The sequence below is a fragment of the Pseudobacillus sp. FSL P4-0506 genome (genome assembly GCF_038003025.1).
Classification (GTDB): domain Bacteria; phylum Bacillota; class Bacilli; order Bacillales; family Domibacillaceae; genus Pseudobacillus.
In genome coordinates this window covers 1,919,937-1,942,301 of the sequence record NZ_JBBOOI010000001.1, presented here as the reverse complement: position 1 = coordinate 1,942,301, position 22,365 = coordinate 1,919,937, and the positions used below count along the sequence as shown (strand labels likewise).

Genomic DNA, 22,365 nt, shown 5'->3' with positions numbered 1-22,365 from the left:
TACTTCTTTAAAAGAAGTAAACCATCGGAGCAAGAATAAAACATTCCAGCCGGCATTCGCATTCTACCCGGCGGCTGAACATGTATTATTCAAGAAAGTCTTTTAATCGTTTACTGCGACTTGGATGGCGAAGCTTACGCAAAGCTTTTGCCTCAATTTGTCGGATCCGTTCACGGGTAACCCCAAACACTTTGCCGACTTCTTCAAGTGTCCGAGTGCGTCCGTCGTCTAACCCGAATCGAAGGCGCAGCACATTTTCTTCTCGGTCTGTTAACGTATCAAGAACATCTTCAAGCTGTTCTTTCAGCAACTCGTAGGCAGCATGTTCAGAAGGAGAAGTTGCTTCTTGGTCTTCAATGAAATCGCCTAAGTGGGAATCATCTTCTTCCCCAATCGGTGTTTCAAGAGAAACAGGTTCTTGCGCAATTTTCAGGATCTCCCGTACCTTTTCAGGAGTTAAATCCATTTCTTCAGCAATTTCTTCAGGAGACGGTTCGCGGCCAAGATCCTGAAGGAGTTGTCTCTGAACACGGATTAGCTTATTAATTGTTTCAACCATATGAACAGGAATCCGAATGGTTCTTGCCTGATCAGCAATCGCTCTTGTGATCGCCTGACGAATCCACCAGGTAGCGTACGTGCTGAATTTAAATCCTTTGCGGTAATCGAACTTTTCAACAGCTTTAATTAAGCCCATGTTTCCTTCCTGAATCAAGTCAAGAAAGAGCATGCCGCGCCCGACATAGCGCTTTGCTATGCTGACTACAAGACGGAGGTTGGCTTCAGCAAGACGGCGTTTTGCCTCTTCGTCACCCTCTTCAATCCGGGTAGCCAGTTCAATTTCTTCTTCAGCGGATAGAAGATCTACACGACCGATTTCCTTCAAGTACATGCGGACTGGATCGTTAATTTTCACTCCTGGCGGAACGCTTAAGTCATTAAGGTCAAATTCTTCACTTTCTTTTTCAAGTTCGTGAAGATTCGGATCTTCTTCCTCATCTTCATCATTTGTTATATCGATTCCTTGCTCACCAAGGTACTCGTAAAATTCATCCACCTGGTCAGACTCCACTTCAAATGGTGACAGCTTATCAGCCACGAAGTCATAGGATAATTTGCCTCTCTTTTTGCCTATCTCAACAATCTGTTCTTTCGCTCTTTCCAATGTTACTTCAGTTTCTTTGGAACGTGTAGACTTTTCAGCCATTAGTCGTCCCCCTCCTTCCAAAATCCTTGCCTCAGTGTTTTTCCTATTTAGTTAATTCTTTTTTTAACTTTACAATTTCCATGGCAAGCTGGGCGGCTGTTTGATAATCCTTTGCTTTCTCCGCTGCTACCTGCCGTTGCTTTTTTTCTTTTATTTCCAACACTTTTTGATATTGCGCTATTTCTTTTATATAATCGTACACTGCTTCATCATTTATCACTTCACTGACCATCATCATTTCTATATCCGAAACGAGGCGGCGCAAATTGGCGTTTGGGAGAAAACTGATAAATGCACTTGAATCCGGTACATTGCCTCCTTCATAAAAGCCAAGTAAATACGTAAAAATAGCTTGATGCTCATCAATATTAAATGTTCCGCCATTCAGCAAATCCTTTACTTTGTAAGCAAGATCTATATCTTTCAACATATGTGCAATGAGCCTCCGCTCTGCAGTTTGAAACGCAGGATACAGCTTTACAGACGCTTGTAAAGCTGGCGCTTGCTGAAACGTCCGCTCGTTTGAAGAATGCTTCTTCCTTTCCTTAAAGAAAAGCTGTTTTTCCTGTTGCTTTAGTGCCTCAAGTGAAAGCGAGAATTGCTCGGCGACCTGTCTTAAATAATAATCGCGCTCTACCGCTTTTTTTAATTTAGAAATTTCCGCTACTACTTCTTCGATATAACGCAGCTTTTGTCCTTCATCCTGTAGATTCTTCCCTTGCTTGTAGTATTCCATTTTGAAGGCAGTTAAGGTCATAGCTGTGTCGATGACGTTATTCCGAAATTTCTCGGCGCCATGTGTTTTTATATAATCATCCGGATCCATTTTATCTGGAATGAGAGCGACTTTAATATCACAGCCACTATCACTTAGTAAATTAGAAGCACGGAAAGCAGCCTGTATTCCCGCCGAGTCACCATCAAAGCAAATAATAACCTGATCGGCCGTTCGCCTGATCTGCTGGATATGGGCATCAGTCAATGACGTCCCCATTGTCGCAATTCCTGTTTCTATCCCAGCGCTTGCAGCAGCAATTACATCTGCAAATCCTTCAAAGAGAACCGCATAATGTTGCTTACGAATAGCTGGCCGTGCTCGATGAAAATTATACAAGAGGCGGCTTTTATTAAAAATAGACGTTTCCGGGCTATTTAAATATTTGGGCTTTTCATCATGAAGAGACCGGCCAGAAAAAGCAACCACTTTTCCTTTCTCATCGTGAAGAGGAAACATAATTCGACCGCGAAAGCGATCAAAGTAGGTTCCATCCTCCTCTCTTCGGATAATGAGACCTGCTTTTTCCATCCATTCAGAAGTAAATCCGCGCTTTTGAAGAAATTTAACGGTGAAATCCCAATTTGGAAGCGACCAGCCGATTTGAAATGTTTCCAATTGTTCCTTTGAAAACCCTCGCTTCTCCAGATAGTCTAATGCTTCCTGGCCTTCTGTTGTATTCATTAGCAAATGATGATAGAATTTTGCCAATAACTCATGAGCCTTTATTATCTGATCGTGCTCTTCAGAAAAGGATCGGTTGCGATTATCACCTGTAAGCGCAGGATCAAGTGCTACTCCTGTACGGGCAGCCAGCTTGCTAACTGCTTCCTGGAAAGAGATATTTTCTATTTCCATTAAAAAAGAAAAAACATTTCCTCCAGCTCCGCACCCGAAACAATGATATATTTGCTTATCGGGGGATACAGAGAAAGACGGTGAATTTTCTCCGTGAAATGGACATAGTCCGAAGAAGTTTCTTCCTTGTTTTTTCAACTGAACGTAATCACCGATTACTTCAGTAATGTCCAGTGACTGCTTGATTTGTTGAATGGTTTCCTCAGGAATTTTTCCTGTCACATACATCACCAGCTATACTATTGTTCGATAAAAAAACTAAATTTCCTGCAGCTTTTTCTATTATTTGCTTTTCCTAAGCTGCTTTGCCTGCAACACTCAGCCTGATCCTTTGTTAGTGCCTAGTTATTTCCAATCCGGCATAAGAGAGAGAATCGACAAATCCCTTCATATTTCTCTTGCCCTATGCATTATAATTCTACAATCTTGATTAGAATCCTTCTCAAATGAGAAATAACATAAAAAAAACGAACAATAATCTGCCGTCCGGCAAATATCCTTCCAAGTGGCATACAATTAGTTTATTCCTTTACCTTAGGTGTTAAACCTTTTTTAAATACATTTTTATCACAATTTTTTATTATAGTACATTTCATTCAAAAAAACCATTGATTTTTCACAGGTTAAAGAAAAAGAAGCTCTTCTAAAAATGAAAAGCCTCCTTTTCTCGATTTCCGTATAAACCGCGACCCTTCAATTCAATTTCAGCTTGTAAAAGAAAGAAGGAGCTGCAGTAAATAACGTCTATTTCCGTTTGCCAAGCCTGCTCAAAATAATGTTAGCTGTTTCTTCCACCGCTTTATTCGTTACATCGATCACTTCACAACCAATGCGATTCATGATCTTTTCAGAATAAGAAATTTCTGCTTTAATTCGCTCAAGATCAGCGTAACTTGCACTGTCATTCAAACCAAGTGAAATTAACCGTTCCTTTCGGATTTGGTTTAGTTTGTCAGGGCTAATCTTTAAGCCAAAACATTTATCTGATGGAAGATCAAATAGCTCCTCTGGAGGATCCACCTCCGGCACAAGAGGGACATTGGCTACTTTCAACCGCTTATGAGCAAGATATTGAGAGAGCGGTGTTTTTGATGTTCGTGACACTCCGATTAAAATAACGTCCGCCTTCAATAAACCACGCGGATCACGGCCGTCATCGTATTTCACTGCAAATTCAATCGCTTCTACTTTTTTGAAATACTCTTCATCCAATTTTCTTACAAGTCCCGGTTCCATTAAAGGCTGGTGTCCATATAAAGATTCAAGCTCATCCATCAGCGGACCAATCAAATCAAAAATAACAATCTTCTCTTTTTGGGCCTGCTGCTTCATATAGGTTCTGATTTCCGGTTTTACGAGCGTATATACAATAATCCCTCGCTCAATCTTGGCTAAGTCGATTACTTCATCGATAGTGGATAAGTCCTCGACATAGGGAAATCGTTTAATTACAGCATGCGATCCATTAAACTGGCTGACAGCCGCTTTCGTTACAAGCTCTGCTGTCTCGCCTACTGAATCAGAAACGATGTAGATGATTGGGTCATTCAGCAAAAAATAGAACCTCCTTTCCTAGCTGCATCACTCGTCATCTGCCAATGAGACAAATGCTTTGGCAATATTTGTTTTTGTAATGCGTCCGATTACTTCATAGCCTGTAGCTGATTTTTTGACAACCGGCACTGCATCTATTTGTCTTTCGATTAAGTTCTTAGCCACATCAACAAGCAAGTCATCTCTTTCACACACAGTAATATTTGGCATTCTTGTCATAATAATATTGACTGGAATAGCATTTAATTCCTGCTTGCCAATGCTTGCTCGCAGCAAATCTTTTCGCGACAGTACACCGGCTAAATGGCTGTTTTCATCCACTACAAACAGCGTGCCGACATCCTCTAAAAACATCGTAACGATGGCATCATACACAGATACATTTTCGCGTACGACAACAGGTACTGCCTGATAGTCTTTCACATATATTTTCATTAAATTTTCTGTAAGAAGCTGAGTACCAGATTTACCTGTATAAAAATAGCCGACACGAGGCCTTGCATCCAAAAAACCCGCCATTGTTAGAATGGCTAAATCCGGTCGCAATGTTGCTCTCGTTAAGTTTAATCGTTCAGCTATATTCTCACCAGTAATTGGCTCATTTTCTTTAACAATTTTCAAGATTTTTTCCTGACGATTATTAAGTTCGATCTCCCTCACCACCTAATGCGCAATAGCAGCACAGACACCAACGGCTCAATTACCCCTTTGATCTTTACAACCGAGTATGCAAGCGTCTGTGCTTCAGTTTTTAAAAGTGTTATACCATATAATAAATATTATATACTATTTAACCCGAATGAAAAGAAAAGTTTCATGCGGCTGCTGTGTTTTGCGCTGGTATAGATGAATGATCAATTGAAGCAGGAAAACAGCAGGGCCTTTACTTCACTAAGATTTTATTGAAATCAGCGAATGCCAAAATGAGATTCGAGAGCTCTCTCATTTGATTTAAGCGATTCTCTCTTACATCTGTCTCTTCTGCCATGACCATTGTGTGATCAAAATATTGTTCAATTGGTGCCTTTAAGCTTTCAAGCAGAGCAAATTGCTGCTCAGCTGTCTGTGACTCTTGCAGTCCAAGCTGGACACGAAGAAATTCTCTATGCAACACTTTCTCTTCCTCGTTCACAAAACGTTGTTCATCGACCGCTCCATGTTCCTCAGCCTTCTTAGCAATGTTGACCACACGGCTAAGCGCTTCTGCCGTTTCTTTAAAGCCATCTTCTTCTTTGTGTGCCATTAATACAACTGCCTTTGCAAAAAGAGAAGGCAAAGAACCGACAGCCCCCACAAGTACCGCATCAATTAAGTCATAGCGGACGTCTCTTGCTTGCAGGCTATGTTTAATGCGAAGCTTAAAGAAAGCAACTAACTCTTCCAAGAGTAAGTCAGCTGTTTTTTCGCCAATATGATCCTCTTTCACTACACTGATAGCTATTTGTAGAACCGTTTCAAGAGAAACGCTCCAATGCTTTTCCTCTAAAATCAGAACAATCCCCGCTGCCTGTCTTCTCAAGGCATAAGGGTCCTGAGAACCGGTTGGAATAATATCGACCGCAAAGCAGGACACGATCGTATCTAATTTATCCGCTAGACTAACAACGGCGCCAGTGAACGTTTCCGGTGCTTTATCATCGGCATGCCGCGGCTCGTAATGCTCGTTGACAGCTCGGGCAACTTCTGGATTTTCTCCTTTTTGCTCGGCATATTTTTCGCCCATAATTCCCTGCAGCTCCGGGAATTCATAAACCATTTGCGTAACTAGATCAAATTTACATATTTCCGCGGCACGGTCTACTTTTTCTTGCTCTTCTTCAGAAGCTCCCGTTAATTCACTTAGCTTAGCAGCTAATCGGCGAATCCGTTTTACTTTTTCAGCCAGTGTGCCAATTTTTTCATGGTACACAATCGCTTGAAGTTTACTTAAAAAGAAATCAATATCCTTGCTTTGATCTTCTTTATAGAAAAAGTCAGCATCGGCGAGACGAGCTCTTAAAACTTTTTCGTTTCCACGTGCTACCGTATCAAGTGAGCGGCTGTCTCCATTTCGAACAGTAACAAAGTGAGGGAGCAATGTTCCCTTCTGATCTTTTACCGGAAAGTACCGCTGATGCTCTTTCATCGAAGTAATGAGCACTTCTTCAGGCAACTCAAGAAAATCCTCATTGAATGAACCCGATAAAGCAGTCGGATACTCCACTAAGTTATTCACTTCTTCCAATAACTCTTCATCGACTGGAATGACCCATGACTTTTCTTGTTCTAACTGAGAAAGCTGGTGGCGAATCATCGCTTTTCGTTCAGCCGGATCAGCAATAACGAACTGATTTCTCAGTTGCTCTTCATATTCAGCTGGAATGGTAATTGTAACTGAATCACCTAAGAAACGATGTCCTTTCGTTATCCGGCCAGTCGATACATTCGTAATTTGAAAAGGGATAATTTCTGAGCCAAATAAAGCAACAATCCACTTGATCGGTCGAATATATCGAAGATCATTATTAGCCCAGCGCATATTTTTCCCAAAATGAAGACCTAAAATGATCTCGCGCAGTTTTGGCAGTAAATCGATCGTCGGTTGGCCCTTAATAAATTTATTAACATGAACATATTCTATGCCATTGATTTCTTTAAAATAAATATCTTCAACGGTAACTCCCTGTCCGCGCGTAAACCCCATCGCTGCCTTTGACCAGGAACCGTCTTCTTGAAGAGCAATCTTCTTTGCCGGCCCTTTCGCTTCTTCTTCAATGTCTTCTTGCGCTTCTGCTGCGCCTTCGACTAAAACTGCCAAGCGGCGCGGCGTTGAATAAAGCTTGATGCCTTCATAGGCGACTTTCTGCTCCTGAAGAAATTCTTCCACTTTGCTGCCAAGCTGATTCATCGAATCAGTTACAAAGCGGGCTGGCATTTCCTCCAAGCCAACTTCTAATAATATATCTCTCTTATTCATATTCCGCCTCTCCTTTCTTTTTTAACATTGGGAATCCTAGTTTCTCACGCTCTTCATAGAATGTTTTGGCGATTTGTCTTGCCATACTGCGCATGCGTCCAAGATAAGCTGTTCTCTCTGTTACTGAAATGGCTCCCTTGGCATCAAGGACATTAAAAACGTGAGAGCATTTTAAAACGTAATCATAAGCAGGATGAACCAACCCTTCATCCATTTGGCGCTTTGCTTCTTTTTCATAAATAGTAAATAGATTAAATAACATATCAGCGTCTGACGTTTCAAATGTGTATTTCGAATGCTCGTATTCAGGCTGATAAAAAATATCTCTTACAGTAAAACCTTCCGTCCACTCCAAATCGAAGACATTTTCTTTTTCTTGAATATAAGATGCAAGCCGCTCGATCCCATATGTAATCTCCACGGAAACCGGCTTACACTCCAGACCGCCGACTTGTTGAAAATACGTAAATTGCGTGATTTCCATGCCGTCCAGCCATACTTCCCAACCGAGTCCTGCACAACCAAGGGATGGGTTTTCCCAGTTATCTTCCACAAAACGGATATCATGATCAAGCGGCTCAATACCAAGAGCTCTTAAAGAATCCAAATACATTTCTTGGATGTTATCCGGTGAAGGTTTCATAATAACTTGGAACTGATGATGTTGATACAGACGATTCGGATTTTCCCCGTAACGACCATCTGCCGGACGTCTGCTCGGTTCCACATAGGCAACGTTCCACGGTTCCGGACCAATCGCGCGTAAAAAAGTATACGGACTCATCGTACCGGCTCCTTTTTCGACATCATAAGCCTGCATTAAAATACAGCCATGATCGGACCAATGTTTTTGCAAGGTTAGAATCATTTCTTGAATATTCATAGCTATGCCTCTCTTTCTGTAGTTGGTGATTAGCAGCTTTCAACGCTCTTACTAAAAGCGCTTGCTTGCTTCTTTGACAAATAAAAAACTCTCGTCCCTATGCACATAATTGTACATAGGGACGAGAGTTACCCGCGGTTCCACCCTATTTGCCGTAACTTACGGCCTCTTTTCCAAAGCGCTGCTCCAGACCGCCTTTCCATGATGCTCTTTCCCCGGCTTTCACCATCCCGGGTTCGCTTGTAAAAGAGGAAACCATGTACTCTATTCCTTCACTGCAGCTAATTATTGATTTCAATTGAATATAAAAAACTTAATCGAAAACAGACAATTTGTCAATCCTCTTCTTGCTCTTTATGTAGAAAAGACTGCATTCTCTCCATTTGATCAAGAAACCTGCGTGATTTTAAATAAATACCAGAATATTCATCATAGTAAAGAGAAATGGCCGTTCGCAATTCTTTCTTCGTCTCTTCCTTGACATTAATATTACCCAGCCTGTTCAAATCGAAAAAATAAAATAACCGTAAAAGCTTAATAGCGGCCTGTGATAACGGCAATAAATAAGGATCGATTTTAAAGCAGCGATGGCATAGAAAACCGTTTTCTCGGATAGAAAAAGCAAATCGGCCGTCCCGGCTCCCACAATTAACACAGCTGGATAGCTCGGGACGCAGGCCGATGACTTGCAACATTTTCATTTCGAAAATAGCCGTTAAAATCTCCGCGTCATACCCCTCATTCAAATAGTGAAGGCACTGCTCAAAGAGTTCATATAGATATGGATTCGGCTTCTTTTCTTCCGTGCTTTTATCAAGCAGTTCAGCCATGTAAGCAGCATGCGCAGACATGATCAAGTCCTCACGGATATGCCTCATGGATGAAAGCATCTCACCTTGCTGCAGCGTGCCAAGTCCGCTACCTGACTGAACTAAAAAACTGCCATGTGTAAATGGCTGAGTAACGGCAGAAAGACGGCTGTTAGGCTTTTTAGCTCCTCGCGCCATGAAAGCAATTTTTCCTTTCTCCCGTGTAAAAATCGTTACTACTTTATTGGTTTCTCCATAATCGGATGTTCGAATTACGATCCCTTCAATCTTTTGAAGCATGAGAAGGCCGTCCTTTCGTCCTCCTCAATTCGTCATTCCGGCAACCGGGAAGTCGGGACTAGCCAATTGCTGCTCTTGTTCAAACGGGGGATACTTGCCGCCTTTTTCAATCTCCTTATATAGAAGGTACATTTCAACACTTCCTGTCTCAGAAAAGACTTTCCACGTAAAATCCAACATGCTTTTTCCCGCCTTTCTTAATTGAAACTGGCATTTACCCTTGGCTTCCTTAATAGCTTCACCGATTACCTTTTGATTATGAGGAGCAAAAATTTCTAATTATCCACTGATTAATATTCATCCTCACGGAATCCAAAATCGCGAAGATTAGACGCTTTATTGCGCCAATCTTTCTGTACTTTCACCCACAGCTCCAAAAATACTTGGGATCCGAGTAAGTGTTCAATATCCTGTCGTGCTCGCTGGCCAATTTCCTTTAGTAAGGCTCCTCGCTTGCCAATAACGATTCCTTTTTGCGAATCTCGCTCTACAATAATGGTAGCCATGACATTAATAATTTCTTTATCCCCGCGGCGCTCCATTTTGTCAATCACAACCGCAATAGAATGCGGCACTTCTTCTCTCGTCAAATGCAGCACTTTTTCCCGAATCAACTCTGATACAATAAAGCGTTCTGGATGGTCGGTTACCTGATCAGCCGGATAGTACTGCGGCCCAGCAGGAAGATTTTCCTCAATCTGACCAAGAAGACGCTCTACGTTATTTCCTTCGAGAGCAGAGATTGGAATGATCTCCGCAAACGCATGCAAGCTTTTGTACTGATCAATCAACTCCAGCAGCCGGTCCGGATGCACTCGGTCAATTTTATTAACAACAAGAAAAACTGGTGTGTGAATCCCTTTTAACTTTTCAATAATAAATTCATCACCACGGCCGTAACCTTCCTCGGCATTGACCATAAAAAGCACAAGGTCAACTTCCTTCAACGTATTAACAGCCACTTTCATCATGAAATCTCCAAGCTTGTGCTTTGGTTTATGAATGCCTGGAGTATCGATAAAAATCATTTGGGCATCCTCTTTTGTGTAAACACCTTGGACTTTGTTCCTCGTCGTCTGCGGCTTATCACTCATGATAGCGATTTTTTGGCCAATCACCCTGTTTAAGAAAGTAGACTTCCCTACATTTGGACGGCCAATGATTGAAATAAAGCCTGATTTATATGTTGAATTCGTTTCGTTTTTATTCATGTAGATCCTCCGGTGAAAATGCTCCTGGCAATAATTCTCTAACTGTTGTTTCCTGCACAGCACCCTGCAAGTTTGTCAAGATTACTTTCATATCAGGACTGCAAAGCTCGGAGATCACCTGACGGCAAGCACCACACGGAGACACCGGACGCTCCGTATCAGCGATAACCGCAAGCGCTGTAAATTCTTTTTCCCCTTCTGACCACGCTTTAAACAAAGCTGTTCTTTCTGCGCAATTACACATGCTGTAGGCAGCGTTTTCGATATTGCATCCGCGAAAGACTTTGCCATCCTTCGTCAAAAGTGCCGCTCCTACTTTGAATTTTGAATAAGGAACATAGGCATTCTCTCTTGCGACTGCCGCTTCCTTAATTAACTGTTCTCGTTTCAATTTTTATGCTCCTTCACTTTCTATTTTAATATAAAATAGCTTAATTGTAATCCATTTAGCAACAAATTTTCAGAAAAGTTTAAATTATCTAAAGCAACTCCAATGCCTTTGGCAGAAAAATGATCATCCCTACTAACACCGCGAGGAGGGAAAACAGCAAAACAGCTCCTGCAGCTAAATCTTTCGCTTGTTTTGCCAGCAGCTGATAATCTTTCGTTACTAAATCAACTGTTTTCTCTATCGCTGTATTGATTACCTCAAGCGTCAGCACCCCAAAGATCATAACTAGAATGAATAACCACTCTATCGGCGACAATGCGAAAAAAAAACCTGCGGCTACGACGGCTGCTGCAGCGGTTAAATGGAACCGGAAATTAGGTTCTTTTAGTGCAATGCGCAAGCCGTTCAACGCAAACCGAAAAGAAGATAGGAACCGTTTCCACTGAAAGTTTTTTCTACCGCTGTAATCCGTATTCATTTAAAATTTCCTTCTGCTTTTGAAACATAACCTTTTCTTCTTCCTCAGTCATATGGTCATAGCCAAGCAGATGGAGAAGCCCGTGGACTGCCAAAAAGCCCAGCTCTCTTTCAAAACTGTGCCCATATTCAACCGCTTGTTCTTTTGCCCGCTCGACAGAAATAACAATATCTCCTAACACCCGCGGCAAGCCTTCCGCTCCACTGATTTCTATTTCCTCTTCCCCCATCTCTTCTAATGCAAAAGAAATAACATCTGTTGGTGTATCTTTCCCACGGTATTCACGATTAATCTCCTGGATTCTCGGATTATTCGTAAAAGTTATTGAGACCTCACTGTCTTCTGCTACCGCTTCCTTCTCGGCTGTTAATTCTAACAATGCCTCGACGAGTTGGAAAGCCTCTGCCTTTAACTCTTCCGTTTCATCCACCATATCTATAATCAGACTCATCTCTTTCCTCCATTCTTTACTTAACATTCCATCTGCCAATGGACAGAGTGATCATTGTATTTTTGGTGAGTATCACTCTCTTGTACGTAAAATCATAACAGGTTTCTCCGAAAAAATCATGTGCGGCTCTAGGAAAAGAAAAACAGCCAGCCCTCAGACTGCCTGTCAATTCTCAAGTTCTTCATAAGCTTGGATAATACGGGCAACGAGCGGATGACGAACGACATCGCTTTGTTCCAGGTGAACGAAAGAAATAGAGGGCACTCGATTCAAAATCTGCTCTGCTGAAACGAGCCCTGATTGTGCTCCTTTCGGCAAGTCAATTTGTGTTCGATCGCCGGTAATGACCATTTTTGACCCAAAGCCAAGCCGCGTTAAAAACATTTTCATTTGGGCTTTCGTTGTATTTTGGGCTTCATCTAAAATAACGAATGCATCGTCAAGCGTTCGGCCACGCATATAGGCAAGTGGCGCTACTTCAATTGTTCCCCGCTCAATGAGCCGCTGCGTTTGCTCTGTACCCAATACGTCATGGAGAGCATCATAAAGCGGTCGTAGATATGGGTCTACTTTTTCCTTTAAGTCCCCAGGCAAAAACCCGAGGCTTTCTCCTGCTTCTACCGCTGGCCTTGTGAGTACAATTCGTTTAACCTGCCCGGTTTTTAATGCATGGACTGCCATAACTACCGCCAAATAAGTTTTTCCCGTACCTGCCGGGCCAATGCCGAATACAAGATCCTGCCTACGGATAGCTGTTACATACTCCTGCTGGCCAAGCGTTTTGATTCGAATAGGTTTTCCTTTCGCATTCTTAGTGATTTCCTGGTCATATAATTCATCTAGGTATTCAATCGTCCCATTTTTCCCCATTTGCACAGCGTTCATAATATCCCGCTCTCCAATATTGATGCCTTTGCGAATAATAAGGAGCAAGCGGTAGATAATTTCTCTGACTAATGCGGTGTTTGCTTCTGCACCAGCTATGTGAAGCGTCTCCCCTCTTGTTATAAGAGATACATCAAATTCTTCCTCTAAAATAGTCAGATTTTTATCCGATACACCGAATAATGCTGCTGCCTCATTCGGATTCTCGAGTTGGATATTCATTATGTTTTTTTCTTCTGGCATTCTTTTGGTCTCCTTGAGTGATTGGTTTGGCTACGGCTATATTTTCTAGTACTTGGAAGTGTATAGATAATTTAACTTTACCATTCGTAAACTGTCTCTGCAAAATTTTTTCACCATGAATCTCTGCTTTCTCAGGAAGTTTTGCCTCTAGATCCCTTCGTGCAATTTCCCGAGCACGAATCTCCGCTTCCTTTTCTGTATAAGAACGGCTCGTTCGTCTGCTTTCATAGTATGTTTTTTCTACATAGCTGACCGGTAATTTCATTCCGAGGAAGGAAACAGAGTGCACTTGCTCGTCCTCCTTATGATTAGCAAAAGAATGATTTTTAAATCCCCATATAGGGAATCTAAAGGTGTCTACTTGAAGCATATGCTTTTTCACCTGCTGTCCGGTCAGCACTTGAAACTCAGTTTCTATAGGCATTTCTACTGTAGTTTTGTACCAGGTTTCCCCAAACACCTCCCCATCAGCAGCTACCTCTTTTAATTTCTCTTCTGTGCCGATTAGTCCAGAAACAAGCAGTTGACCTTTATGAACAAACTGATCTCTTTTTACAGCAGCCTGTCCCTTTTTCACAAACAACTTTACTATAACCGCTTCTTTTGCCGCGACGAGATGCTGAGGGCCATTCCGCTTCTTTTCCTTGGGGGCATTTTTTTCTACGACCCGGAAATGAAACGTGCTGCCTTTCACTTCTACACCGATCCATGTTACTCCTTCGATACGGTTCAATAGTTTGTGCTGGACCGTTTCTGGATCATCCATGCTAAAGATAAACCGGCCTTTCTCAATACCAATGTCAGCCAGCTCTTTACGGATTTGGTGTTCCATTTTCGGGCTGGCTCCACGAATATCTATCCGCCAGACAACGTTCGATAATAATAAAATAACAACAAGAAAGGCAATCGCTCCAATTAAAAACCCTGAACTTTTCCACAGCCTTTTCAGCAAAAAAGGGAAGCCCTCTCCCCTATAAAAGTATATGTCCCCTTCGAATGTACGTGCGGCCCTTCTCACCTTGTGAATATGCTGAAGTGAACAGGAAAATGAAACAGCCTGTTCACTTTGTCTGCTTACATTCCAAATGGGAACGCGGGAACGAATTAAGCGATTAATAAAACGTTCTGCTCCTTGCCCTTGCACCTTTACAAAAATGATTCCTTGAAAAAAAGCAAGCCACTGATTGTTCAAGCTTTTTCCCCCTTACCCATCCAAATAAACGAGCTTTTCGATTTTTCCTTCAATTAATATTTCTTCCGGCAAAATAGTTTTAATCGTAAATGACTGTCCTTTAATTAACAGTTGCCCCTTCGTCAGCATTAATCTTACTTCTTTATCAGAGAAAGCAAGCAGTCCTCTATGATTTTCAATATAGATATGAAGCTGACCGATCATCGTGATCCGGGGAAGGTCCATCATGACATCTTCGGGTAGATTCAGCGATTTTGTCAGCCAGCTCTTCATTTGCTCTCCCCACTTTTTTGTCATAAAAAAAGAACCCCCCTCTCCTTTCAAATGTATGAAAGGAGAAGGGGGAACATGTCAGTTTATTTCCGCCTCAGCGCTTTAGGCGGAGCTAAGATCTCTGCTAAAATGATTCCTTTTACTAAATCATCGGCTTCCGCTTCAAAGTGAGGTTCAGCGGAGACTGTTTCTCTTTTATTTTCCTCCTGAAAGCGGCGGAGACGGCCGTCCGTTCTTTCGCTGCGGGCGGTTTTGTTTCTTATTTCTTCATACTTTTCTTTTATTTCCGGACGATTTGTTTCACGAGGCTGATTCGCCTTTTTTACCTGTGTAAAAATATCGGTGGCAGAAGGAGAATCTGTATGTTTCGGTTGTGTTGCCGTTTTTTTCTCCTCTTTTTTTTCACCCTTTAACCGGTTAGTCACAACCGAGATGACTCCGATAATGATAGCTATAATAATGGATTCCATTACGGACCTCCTTTAAAAACAGGCTTTACTGACCTTGATCTTTTCCATCTTTGTTACCGCCGGCCATTTTGCCGATTGATCCTCTCATGCCTGTATCTGCATCAATGTTTTTGTAGTTCATATAATCCATCACACCAATATTGCCTGTTCGCAGGGCTTCGGCCATAGCTAGTGGCACATCCGCCTCGGCCTCTACTACCTTAGCTCTCATTTCCTGTACCCGGGCTTTCATTTCCTGCTCGTTCGCCACAGCCATCGCACGGCGTTCTTCTGCCTTTGCTTGAGCAATATTCTTATCTGCTTCCGCTTGCTCTCTCTGCAGCTCAGCTCCGATATTTTTACCGATATCTACATCGGCAATATCAATGGACAAAATCTCAAACGCCGTTCCCGCATCCAACCCTTTGCTTAAAACTGTTTGAGAAATCATATCCGGGTTCTCAAGAACTTTTTTATGGTTGTCACTGGATCCGATCGTCGATACAATCCCCTCTCCGACACGGGCCACGACTGTCTCCTCTCCAGCTCCCCCAACGAGCCGCTCAATATTAGCCCGAACCGTAATACGTGCTTTCGCCTTTACTTCAATCCCATCCATTGCCACACCGGCGATAAACGGTGTTTCAATTACCTTTGGGTTAACACTCATCTGTACAGCTTCAAGTACATCACGGCCCGCGAGATCGATTGCCGCACATCTTTCAAAAGACAATTCAATGTTGGCCCGCTGTGCAGCGATTAAGGCATTTACTACTCGGTCAACATTTCCTCCAGCTAAGTAATGACTTTCCAATTGATTCGTTGTAACATTGAGTCCTGCTTTTGACGCTTTAATCATTGGATTGACCACACGACTTGGGATAACCCGGCGAAGCCTCATCCCCACGAGTGTAAAAATACTAACTCTTACTCCCGCTGCTAAGGCTGAAATCCACAGCATAACAGGAACAAATGTAAAAAACACCGATAAAATGATAATGCCAATGATAACTGCTGCAATAATAAATGCAAAGCTAAGATCCATTATTCTGCCCCCTTATTATTCAGTTTCCCGCACGACAATTCGTGCTCCTTCCACTTTTACTACGGTTACTTCTTTTTCTGCTTCAATGAAGCCGCCCTCGCTAACAGCATCTATTCTCTCATTATTGATAATAACTGTACCTGCTGGCCGAAAAGGCGTTTTTGTAACACCGGTTTTGCCAAGAAGCTCTGACCGGTTCACATTTGATACATATCCGCTTTCCGTGCTCGTAGAATCCGTTAAAATGATTTTTTTGAAAAATTTCATCTTTTTACCAAACACCTTTACCATTAAAATCATAACCGTTATAGAGATGACCATAGCAATCACCAGAGACAGTCCCATCCATTTTACATTATCCCCAGCAAGCAAAATACTTGCAGCTACTGCAGATATCCCCAATATGCCAGCAATCCCGCCCGGAAGAAAAAGCTCAGCTATAACGAGAAGCGCTCCAATAATAAATAAAAGCAGAGACTCGTATCCTGCAAGGCCAGCAACCAGGTGGCCGTAGAAGAATAACAACAAAGAAGCAAGACCGATGGAACCCGGCAAGCCAAAGCCAGGTGAATATAACTCAAGAACCAGACCTAAGCTGGCTAGTGTTAGTAAAATAGGAACGATGATGGGATTCGTCACAAAGCGGGCTACCTTTTCCGCCCAGCTTTCTTTTACTTCCACTACCGGAGCTTCCACTGCCTTTTCATGCTGCAAAACTTCCTTCAATTGACTGACAGTCGCTTTGGAGTAGCCAGTTTCCAGTGCCTCCTTTGATGAAAAGGTTAATAGTTTGCCTTTTTCAGCACCATATTGCGGCAAATCTATATCCGGATCTGCCATAGCAATTGCATATTTAGGATCAAGACCGTTCGTTTGTGCAGCACTTTTCATAGCAGAGCGCCAGTAGCTTTGTGCTTTCTTATCAGCCATATTGCCCTGCTCATCAATGACGGCAGCTGCCCCCATTTGAGCATTAGGCACCATGTAAATCGCGTCCGTATGCAGAGAGATAAAAGCTCCTGCCGATAATGCTCGGTCGTTAATAAAAGCGACGGTTCGCGTATCTGTCTCATCTAAAAGCTTGCCAATTTCCCCGGCTGCATCCACCGCCCCGCCCGGTGTGTGAATATCAAGAACAATTAATTGAGCTCCATTTTCCTCCGCCTCTTGAAACGAACGCTTCATAAAGGCATACAGCCCTTTTTCTACTTCATGATGAACAGGTACCACATATACAGGCTTCTCCTTATTCTGCGAAAAAACCGGAAAGCTCAGTCCTGTAAAAAAGAGCAACAAGCCAAACAATAAAGCAGACCACTTTCTTATCAAACTCACCCCCCTCAAGGATTCCTTTTTCTTCTATACGTATAGTGTAAAGGAAAAGTTTCAAAAATATAACAAGAAAAGCGGAAGCAGCCTGATTAGCCCGATAGGAGGTTGGAGGGATCGACAAGGAGGCGGCCTTGAGAGACCGAAACCGCTGTGCAAGCTAGACGCTGTAGCTGAGCAAGGGAAAAAGCAGAAGGCGTGTGAGGAGGCAAAAGACAAACTCACCATCTGTTTTAAGTAGATTACTATCTGCTATAAATAACGACAAAAAAAGATGACAGGAAGAATCCTGTCATCTTTTTTTATGAAAGTTTTTGCTGAACGAGCTTGTTGACGAGACCGCCATCAGCCCGGCCTTTTATCTTCGGCATTAAAGCGCCCATTACTTTGCCGATATCTGCTTTAGAGGAAGCATTTACTTCAGCGATTGTTTCCTGAACAATTGCTTCTAGCTCTTCATCTGAAAGCTGTTTTGGCATATATGAGTTCACGTAAGTCAGTTCAGTTTGAATTTTTGAAACGAGGTCAGCACGCCCCGCCTTTTCAAATTCATGGAGGGAGTCTTTGCGCTGTTTCACTTCACGAGAAAGAACTGCCAACTCTTGATCTTCTGTTAATCCTTCATTCCCTGCTTTAAAAGCTTCATTCTGCAAGGAAGCTTTTAACATGCGGATCACAGTTAATTTTTCTTTTTCTTTGTTTTTCATCGCTTGCTTGATGTCATCGTTTAAACGCTCGAGAAGACTCAAAGTAATACCCTCTCTCTCATTAGAACTTACGTTTTCTAGCCGCTTCTGATTTCTTTTTACGCTTTACGCTTGGTTTTTCATAAAATTCACGTTTTCTTGCTTCTTGTAAAGTTCCAGTTTTGGAAACAGCACGTTTGAACCGACGTAGAGCGTCTTCAAGCGATTCGTTTTTACGAACAACTGTTTTTGACATATCTCTTTCCCTCCCTCCGAACACTTACGATTACATGTTCCGTAACGGAAATTCCATGTACCAAATAATTATAATACAAGCCAGTATGTCGGTCAAGAAATTCCTTTTCAACCACCGATATGTTTATTCGGAATTTAATAGTCTGAATTTCCCTTTAATCCTTGAATAATTTTTACACCTGAACTGGCCCCAATTCTTGTGGCTCCTGCCTTAATCATGTTAACAGCATCTTCTTGACTACGCACCCCTCCAGAAGCTTTTACACCAACGTCTGGACCGACTGTTTTTCTCATGAGACGGACATCTTCTTCTGTTGCTCCGCCTGTAGAAAAACCGGTAGATGTTTTCACATAGTCAGCTCCCGCCTCAACAGACAGACGGCAAGCCCGTTCTTTTTCCTCGTCTGTTAACAAACTCGTTTCAATGATGACTTTAGTTAAAGCCTTTCCCCGCGCAGCAGCAGTAATCGCTTGGATGTCTTTTAAAACCGTCTCGTCATCTCCCGCTTTTAACGCGCCGATGTTGATAACCATGTCCACTTCCGTTGCTCCATTTTCGATGGCTTCTTTCGTTTCAAACGCTTTTACGGTTGTTGTTGTAGCTCCTAGTGGAAACCCAATAACTGTACATACTTTAACTTTCGTATCTTTGAGCTGCTCGGCCGCATACGCTACCCAGACAGGGTTGATGCACACAGACGCAAATTCATAAGCCCTTGCTTCTTCACAAAGCTTCTTCACTTCTTCTTTCGTTGTTTCTGCTTTTAGTAAAGTATGGTCAATCGCTTTTGCTATATCCCCAAATTGATCTGTTATCAAGTGACTAATCTCCTTTTCAACAAGTTGTACGTACCTCTTCTTCTATCGTACCATCGAATGAGCAAAATGGCGAGTTTCTTTAATAGCTTTCTATTTATTTTCCTTTTAACATACCCTTTTTCAAGAAAATTAAAAGCCTTTCATACATAATTTGTATGAAAGGCTTTGATTTTATATTAAACGGTCGGCTCTAGCTCTTCATCCATCACACGAACAAATTGTCCTTCATTAAATGGATAACCTGCTTTTGTAATTTTCACTTTCACAATTTGACCAACCATTTCCTCTGTTGCAGGAAAAACAACTTTTAAATAGTTGTCTGTATACCCTGTGTACAATCCTTCTGCTGCTCCGTCTTCTTTAAATGGTTCTTCAGGGATGACTTCCAGCACTTCCCCTTCAAAACGGGAAGCGTACTCTTTTGCGAGCTGGTCAGAAAGCTCGATCAGACGGTGAACACGTTCGTTCTTGACCTCTTCATCGATTTGATCATCCATGCGAGCTGCTGGCGTACCTGTACGCTTGGAGTATGGGAAAACATGAAGCTCGGAAAATTGGTGCTCTTTAATAAAATTATATGTTTCCATAAACTCTTCTTCTGTTTCACCTGGAAAACCGACAATGACATCTGAAGTAACAGCCAATCCAGGAAGAGCTTTTTTAAGACGGTTTAAGCGATCAGCGAAAAATTCCATCGTGTATTTACGACGCATTCTTTTTAAAACTGTATTTGAGCCGGATTGAAGCGGTACATGCAAATGTCTAACGACAATTTTAGAGCGGTCAATCACTTCGATGACTTCGTCAGTAAGCTGGCTCGCTTCAATCGAAGAAATGCGGATACGCTTTAAGCCTTTTACCTTCTCCTCTAAATCCGTCAGCAGCATAGCTAAATTGTAATCTTTCATATCCGAACCATAACCACCAGTATGAATACCAGTGAGTACGATTTCCTTGTAGCCGGCATCCACAAGTTGTTGAGCTTGGCGAATGACCTCTTCCGGGTCTCGGGAACGCATTAAGCCACGCGCCCATGGAATGATGCAAAATGTACAGAAATTGTTGCAACCTTCTTGGATTTTCAAAGAAGCGCGCGTACGATCTGTGAAAGCCGGAACATCGAGTTCTTCATATACTCGGTTTTTCATAATATTGCCGACACCATTAATAGGCTGGCGTTCTTTCTTATATTGTTCAATGTACTCGAGCATCTTTACGCGGTCTTGCGTCCCAACGACTATATCTACTCCGGGAATAGCCATAATTTCCGCCGGAGAAGTTTGGGCATAACAGCCAGTTACACAAATAACTGCATCGGGATTTTTGCGGACAGCACGCCGGATGACTTGTCGGCTTTTTTTATCGCCTGTATTAGTTACTGTGCACGTATTAATGACGTACACATCAGAAGTTGATTCAAATTCTACACGGTCATAGCCCTGGCTCTTAAACAGCTGCCAGATGGCTTCGGTCTCATAATGATTTACTTTACATCCAAGTGTTTGGAATGCCACTGTAGGCATGGTCATCACCTCATTAGTTCAAAATGGTAGGAGATAGCAGACAAGGCGTAAAGAGGCGCTGTTTCGGTCCGTAAAATACGAGGGCCGAGTCCACAAGGGATAAATCCGTTGCTCTTTAGCTCTTCTGCCTCTTGCTCTGATATTCCGCCTTCTGGTCCAAAGACAATTAGCAGTTCATCCCCCTGTTGCATGTTGCTCAACAGGTGATGGAACGCCGTCTTCTCTCCTTTTTTGCTTTCTTCTTCAAATGCATATAATTTAAACGAATACTCTTGTCCGATTCGAATTAACTGTTGAAAATCCACCGGCACATTTACTTCCGGCACGCGGTTCCGCTGAGATTGTTCAGCCGCTTCTTTGGCAATTTTTGCCCAGCGTTCTGTCTTTTTGGCTGCCTTTTTCTCATCCCACTTAACGATGGAGCGATCCGCATGAAAAGGGACAAACCTGCTTGCCCCAAGCTCGGTTCCCTTTTGAATGACGAGTTCCAGTTTATCCCCTTTCGGCAGGCCGCTCGCAATCGTGATAGCAACCGGCAGCTCTTTCTCATCATGCAGCCATTTTACGACAAAAGCAAGGGCACGGTCAGTGGAAAGTTCTTCAAGCTCCACCACCGCTGACTCCCCATCCGGAAAAACGACAGATACACAGTCTCCTTCCTTGGCACGCATTACGCGCGCTAAATGATAGAAGTCTTCCCCCTCAATCGTTACTCTTTTATCATTTCCTGGCTTATCATTTAAAAAATATCGCTGCACAGTTGTCACCCCGTCTGCAAAAATATCGTTCAGGCCGTGGCCAAACGGCCGACCGGTCAAATTTGCCTATATGTTTTATGCCATTTTCTATTTCTTTTTAGCAATAATGGCTACCCAATCTTCCATCAAAAGTGTTTCTTCGACATCAAACCCAGCTGCTTGCACAGCTTCTTTTACCTGCTCTTTCTTTTGCCCGATAATTCCTGACGAAATAAAGTAGCCGCCCGGCTTTACCTTTTTAGCTACATCTCCCGTAAAAGAAAGAATGACTTCAGCAAGTATGTTCGCTACAATGACATCCGCCTGTTCATCGATGCCGTCAAGCAAGTTGTTTTTCAATACGGTTACTATGTCGTCCACTTGATTCAATTGAATGTTTTCCTTTGCTGCTTCTACAGCAACTTCGTCAAGATCAAGAGCCGTAACTCTCTTTGCCTGGAGCAGGGCGGCTCCAATACTAAGCACGCCTGAGCCAGTGCCCACATCTACAACATAATCTCCAGCTTTAACATAACGCTCCAATGCTTGTAGACACATAACAGTTGTCGGATGTGTACCTGTACCGAACGCCATGCCGGGATCAAGTTCAATGATTAACTCATCCGTACTGACTCGTTCATATTGCTCCCATGTGGGCACAATTGTAAATTTTTCAGAGATTTTAACCGGATTATAATATTGTTTCCAGGCTGTAGCCCAGTCTTCTTCATAAACTTCCGTAATCTTTACTTCATTGCGGCCAATATCAATGTCATAACTAGCCAAGTTTTTAATGGATTCTTTTATTTCTTCCGCTGTTTCAGAGAGAAAGCTGTTGACAGGCAAATAAGCTTTAACAATAACTACGCCTTCTTCCGGGTAATCATGAGGATTGAGCTCATAAATTTCACCGAACTGATCTTCCCTTTCCCTTATCAGTTCAACTGGATCTTCAATCACAACTCCGCTTGCACCTGCTTCATGCAAAATGTTTGAAATTGGTTCCACGGCTTCATTTGTTGTTTGAATACTAATCTCAGACCACTTCACGTCTTG

The 22,365-nt window shown here is 42.4% G+C and carries 24 protein-coding genes; all 24 read right to left on the bottom strand.

The annotated features are described in order from the left end of the window. Window positions 1-85 precede the first annotated feature (85 nt). Window positions 86-1,207, bottom strand: coding sequence for an RNA polymerase sigma factor RpoD (gene rpoD, locus MKZ02_RS09525; RefSeq protein WP_120033087.1), 1,122 nt, complete (start codon window positions 1,205-1,207; stop codon window positions 86-88). A 43-nt stretch (window positions 1,208-1,250) separates the two neighbouring features. Beyond that, a complete protein-coding gene (dnaG, locus tag MKZ02_RS09520) occupies window positions 1,251-3,062 on the bottom strand; it encodes a DNA primase (protein WP_340853268.1) in 1,812 nt (603 codons plus the stop codon). Window positions 3,063-3,584: 522 nt separating this feature from the next. Beyond that, window positions 3,585-4,391, bottom strand: a complete 807-nt coding sequence (locus MKZ02_RS09515) for a pyruvate, water dikinase regulatory protein (protein WP_406909577.1) — start codon at window positions 4,389-4,391, stop codon at window positions 3,585-3,587. A gap of 30 nt (window positions 4,392-4,421) precedes the next feature. Continuing rightward, the gene (locus tag MKZ02_RS09510) at window positions 4,422-5,057 is read right to left on the bottom strand and encodes a helix-turn-helix transcriptional regulator (protein ID WP_340853265.1); all 636 of its coding nucleotides are present in this window, start codon (window positions 5,055-5,057) and stop codon (window positions 4,422-4,424) included. A gap of 220 nt (window positions 5,058-5,277) precedes the next feature. Next, entirely contained in the window at window positions 5,278-7,350 is a 2,073-nt protein-coding gene (glyS, locus tag MKZ02_RS09505) for a glycine--tRNA ligase subunit beta (protein ID WP_340853263.1), read from the bottom strand. Further along, window positions 7,343-8,233: a glycine--tRNA ligase subunit alpha gene (glyQ, locus tag MKZ02_RS09500; protein WP_120033104.1), complete on the bottom strand. Its 891-nt coding sequence runs from the start codon at window positions 8,231-8,233 to the stop codon at window positions 7,343-7,345. Before glyQ ends, glyS begins: the two co-directional genes overlap by 8 nt. A 335-nt stretch (window positions 8,234-8,568) precedes the next feature. Then, window positions 8,569-9,342, bottom strand: a complete 774-nt coding sequence (gene recO / locus MKZ02_RS09495) for a DNA repair protein RecO (protein WP_120033107.1) — start codon at window positions 9,340-9,342, stop codon at window positions 8,569-8,571. Between the two features lie 24 nt (window positions 9,343-9,366). Continuing rightward, window positions 9,367-9,522: a YqzL family protein gene (locus tag MKZ02_RS09490; protein WP_120033110.1), complete on the bottom strand. Its 156-nt coding sequence runs from the start codon at window positions 9,520-9,522 to the stop codon at window positions 9,367-9,369. A 110-nt stretch (window positions 9,523-9,632) separates the two neighbouring features. Then, window positions 9,633-10,553 (bottom strand): GTPase Era, encoded by a 921-nt coding sequence (era, locus tag MKZ02_RS09485; protein WP_120033113.1) that lies wholly within the window; start codon window positions 10,551-10,553, stop codon window positions 9,633-9,635. Further along, window positions 10,546-10,944 (bottom strand): cytidine deaminase, encoded by a 399-nt coding sequence (locus tag MKZ02_RS09480; protein WP_120033116.1) that lies wholly within the window; start codon window positions 10,942-10,944, stop codon window positions 10,546-10,548. The genes era and MKZ02_RS09480 overlap by 8 nt, the downstream gene beginning before the upstream one ends. 88 nt (window positions 10,945-11,032) lie before the next feature. Next, the gene (locus MKZ02_RS09475) at window positions 11,033-11,422 is read right to left on the bottom strand and encodes a diacylglycerol kinase family protein (RefSeq protein WP_120033119.1); all 390 of its coding nucleotides are present in this window, start codon (window positions 11,420-11,422) and stop codon (window positions 11,033-11,035) included. Then, window positions 11,400-11,873, bottom strand: a complete 474-nt coding sequence (gene ybeY / locus MKZ02_RS09470; RefSeq protein ID WP_120033122.1) for an rRNA maturation RNase YbeY — start codon at window positions 11,871-11,873, stop codon at window positions 11,400-11,402. The genes MKZ02_RS09475 and ybeY overlap by 23 nt, the downstream gene beginning before the upstream one ends. Before the next feature lie 165 nt (window positions 11,874-12,038). Next, window positions 12,039-13,001: a PhoH family protein gene (locus MKZ02_RS09465; RefSeq protein WP_120033125.1), complete on the bottom strand. Its 963-nt coding sequence runs from the start codon at window positions 12,999-13,001 to the stop codon at window positions 12,039-12,041. Continuing rightward, window positions 12,952-14,193 carry a sporulation protein YqfD gene (gene yqfD, locus MKZ02_RS09460; RefSeq protein ID WP_340853255.1) on the bottom strand — a complete coding sequence of 414 codons (1,242 nt, stop codon included), beginning with the start codon at window positions 14,191-14,193 and terminating at the stop codon, window positions 12,952-12,954. Before yqfD ends, MKZ02_RS09465 begins: the two co-directional genes overlap by 50 nt. Before the next feature lie 12 nt (window positions 14,194-14,205). Continuing rightward, window positions 14,206-14,490: a sporulation protein YqfC gene (yqfC, locus tag MKZ02_RS09455; protein ID WP_120033131.1), complete on the bottom strand. Its 285-nt coding sequence runs from the start codon at window positions 14,488-14,490 to the stop codon at window positions 14,206-14,208. A 59-nt stretch (window positions 14,491-14,549) separates the two neighbouring features. Beyond that, the gene (locus MKZ02_RS09450) at window positions 14,550-14,936 is read right to left on the bottom strand and encodes a hypothetical protein (RefSeq protein WP_340853251.1); all 387 of its coding nucleotides are present in this window, start codon (window positions 14,934-14,936) and stop codon (window positions 14,550-14,552) included. A gap of 25 nt (window positions 14,937-14,961) precedes the next feature. Then, complete coding sequence (gene floA, locus MKZ02_RS09445) at window positions 14,962-15,960, bottom strand: flotillin-like protein FloA (protein ID WP_120033137.1); 999 nt, start codon at window positions 15,958-15,960, stop codon at window positions 14,962-14,964. A 15-nt stretch (window positions 15,961-15,975) separates the two neighbouring features. Then, window positions 15,976-17,295, bottom strand: a complete 1,320-nt coding sequence (locus MKZ02_RS09440) for an NfeD family protein (RefSeq protein ID WP_340853249.1) — start codon at window positions 17,293-17,295, stop codon at window positions 15,976-15,978. A gap of 296 nt (window positions 17,296-17,591) precedes the next feature. Beyond that, window positions 17,592-18,038, bottom strand: coding sequence for a GatB/YqeY domain-containing protein (locus tag MKZ02_RS09435; protein ID WP_340853247.1), 447 nt, complete (start codon window positions 18,036-18,038; stop codon window positions 17,592-17,594). A 19-nt stretch (window positions 18,039-18,057) separates the two neighbouring features. Then, a complete protein-coding gene (gene rpsU, locus MKZ02_RS09430) occupies window positions 18,058-18,231 on the bottom strand; it encodes a 30S ribosomal protein S21 (RefSeq protein WP_041097322.1) in 174 nt (57 codons plus the stop codon). 134 nt (window positions 18,232-18,365) lie between these two features. Further along, window positions 18,366-19,049: a deoxyribose-phosphate aldolase gene (deoC, locus tag MKZ02_RS09425; RefSeq protein ID WP_120033143.1), complete on the bottom strand. Its 684-nt coding sequence runs from the start codon at window positions 19,047-19,049 to the stop codon at window positions 18,366-18,368. A 176-nt stretch (window positions 19,050-19,225) separates the two neighbouring features. Continuing rightward, a complete protein-coding gene (mtaB, locus tag MKZ02_RS09420; RefSeq protein WP_120033146.1) occupies window positions 19,226-20,572 on the bottom strand; it encodes a tRNA (N(6)-L-threonylcarbamoyladenosine(37)-C(2))-methylthiotransferase MtaB in 1,347 nt (448 codons plus the stop codon). A gap of 5 nt (window positions 20,573-20,577) precedes the next feature. After that, window positions 20,578-21,330: a 16S rRNA (uracil(1498)-N(3))-methyltransferase gene (locus MKZ02_RS09415; RefSeq protein WP_120033149.1), complete on the bottom strand. Its 753-nt coding sequence runs from the start codon at window positions 21,328-21,330 to the stop codon at window positions 20,578-20,580. A gap of 87 nt (window positions 21,331-21,417) precedes the next feature. Further along, window positions 21,418-22,359: a 50S ribosomal protein L11 methyltransferase gene (gene prmA / locus MKZ02_RS09410; protein WP_120033152.1), complete on the bottom strand. Its 942-nt coding sequence runs from the start codon at window positions 22,357-22,359 to the stop codon at window positions 21,418-21,420. Between the last annotated feature and the right edge of the window lie 6 nt (window positions 22,360-22,365).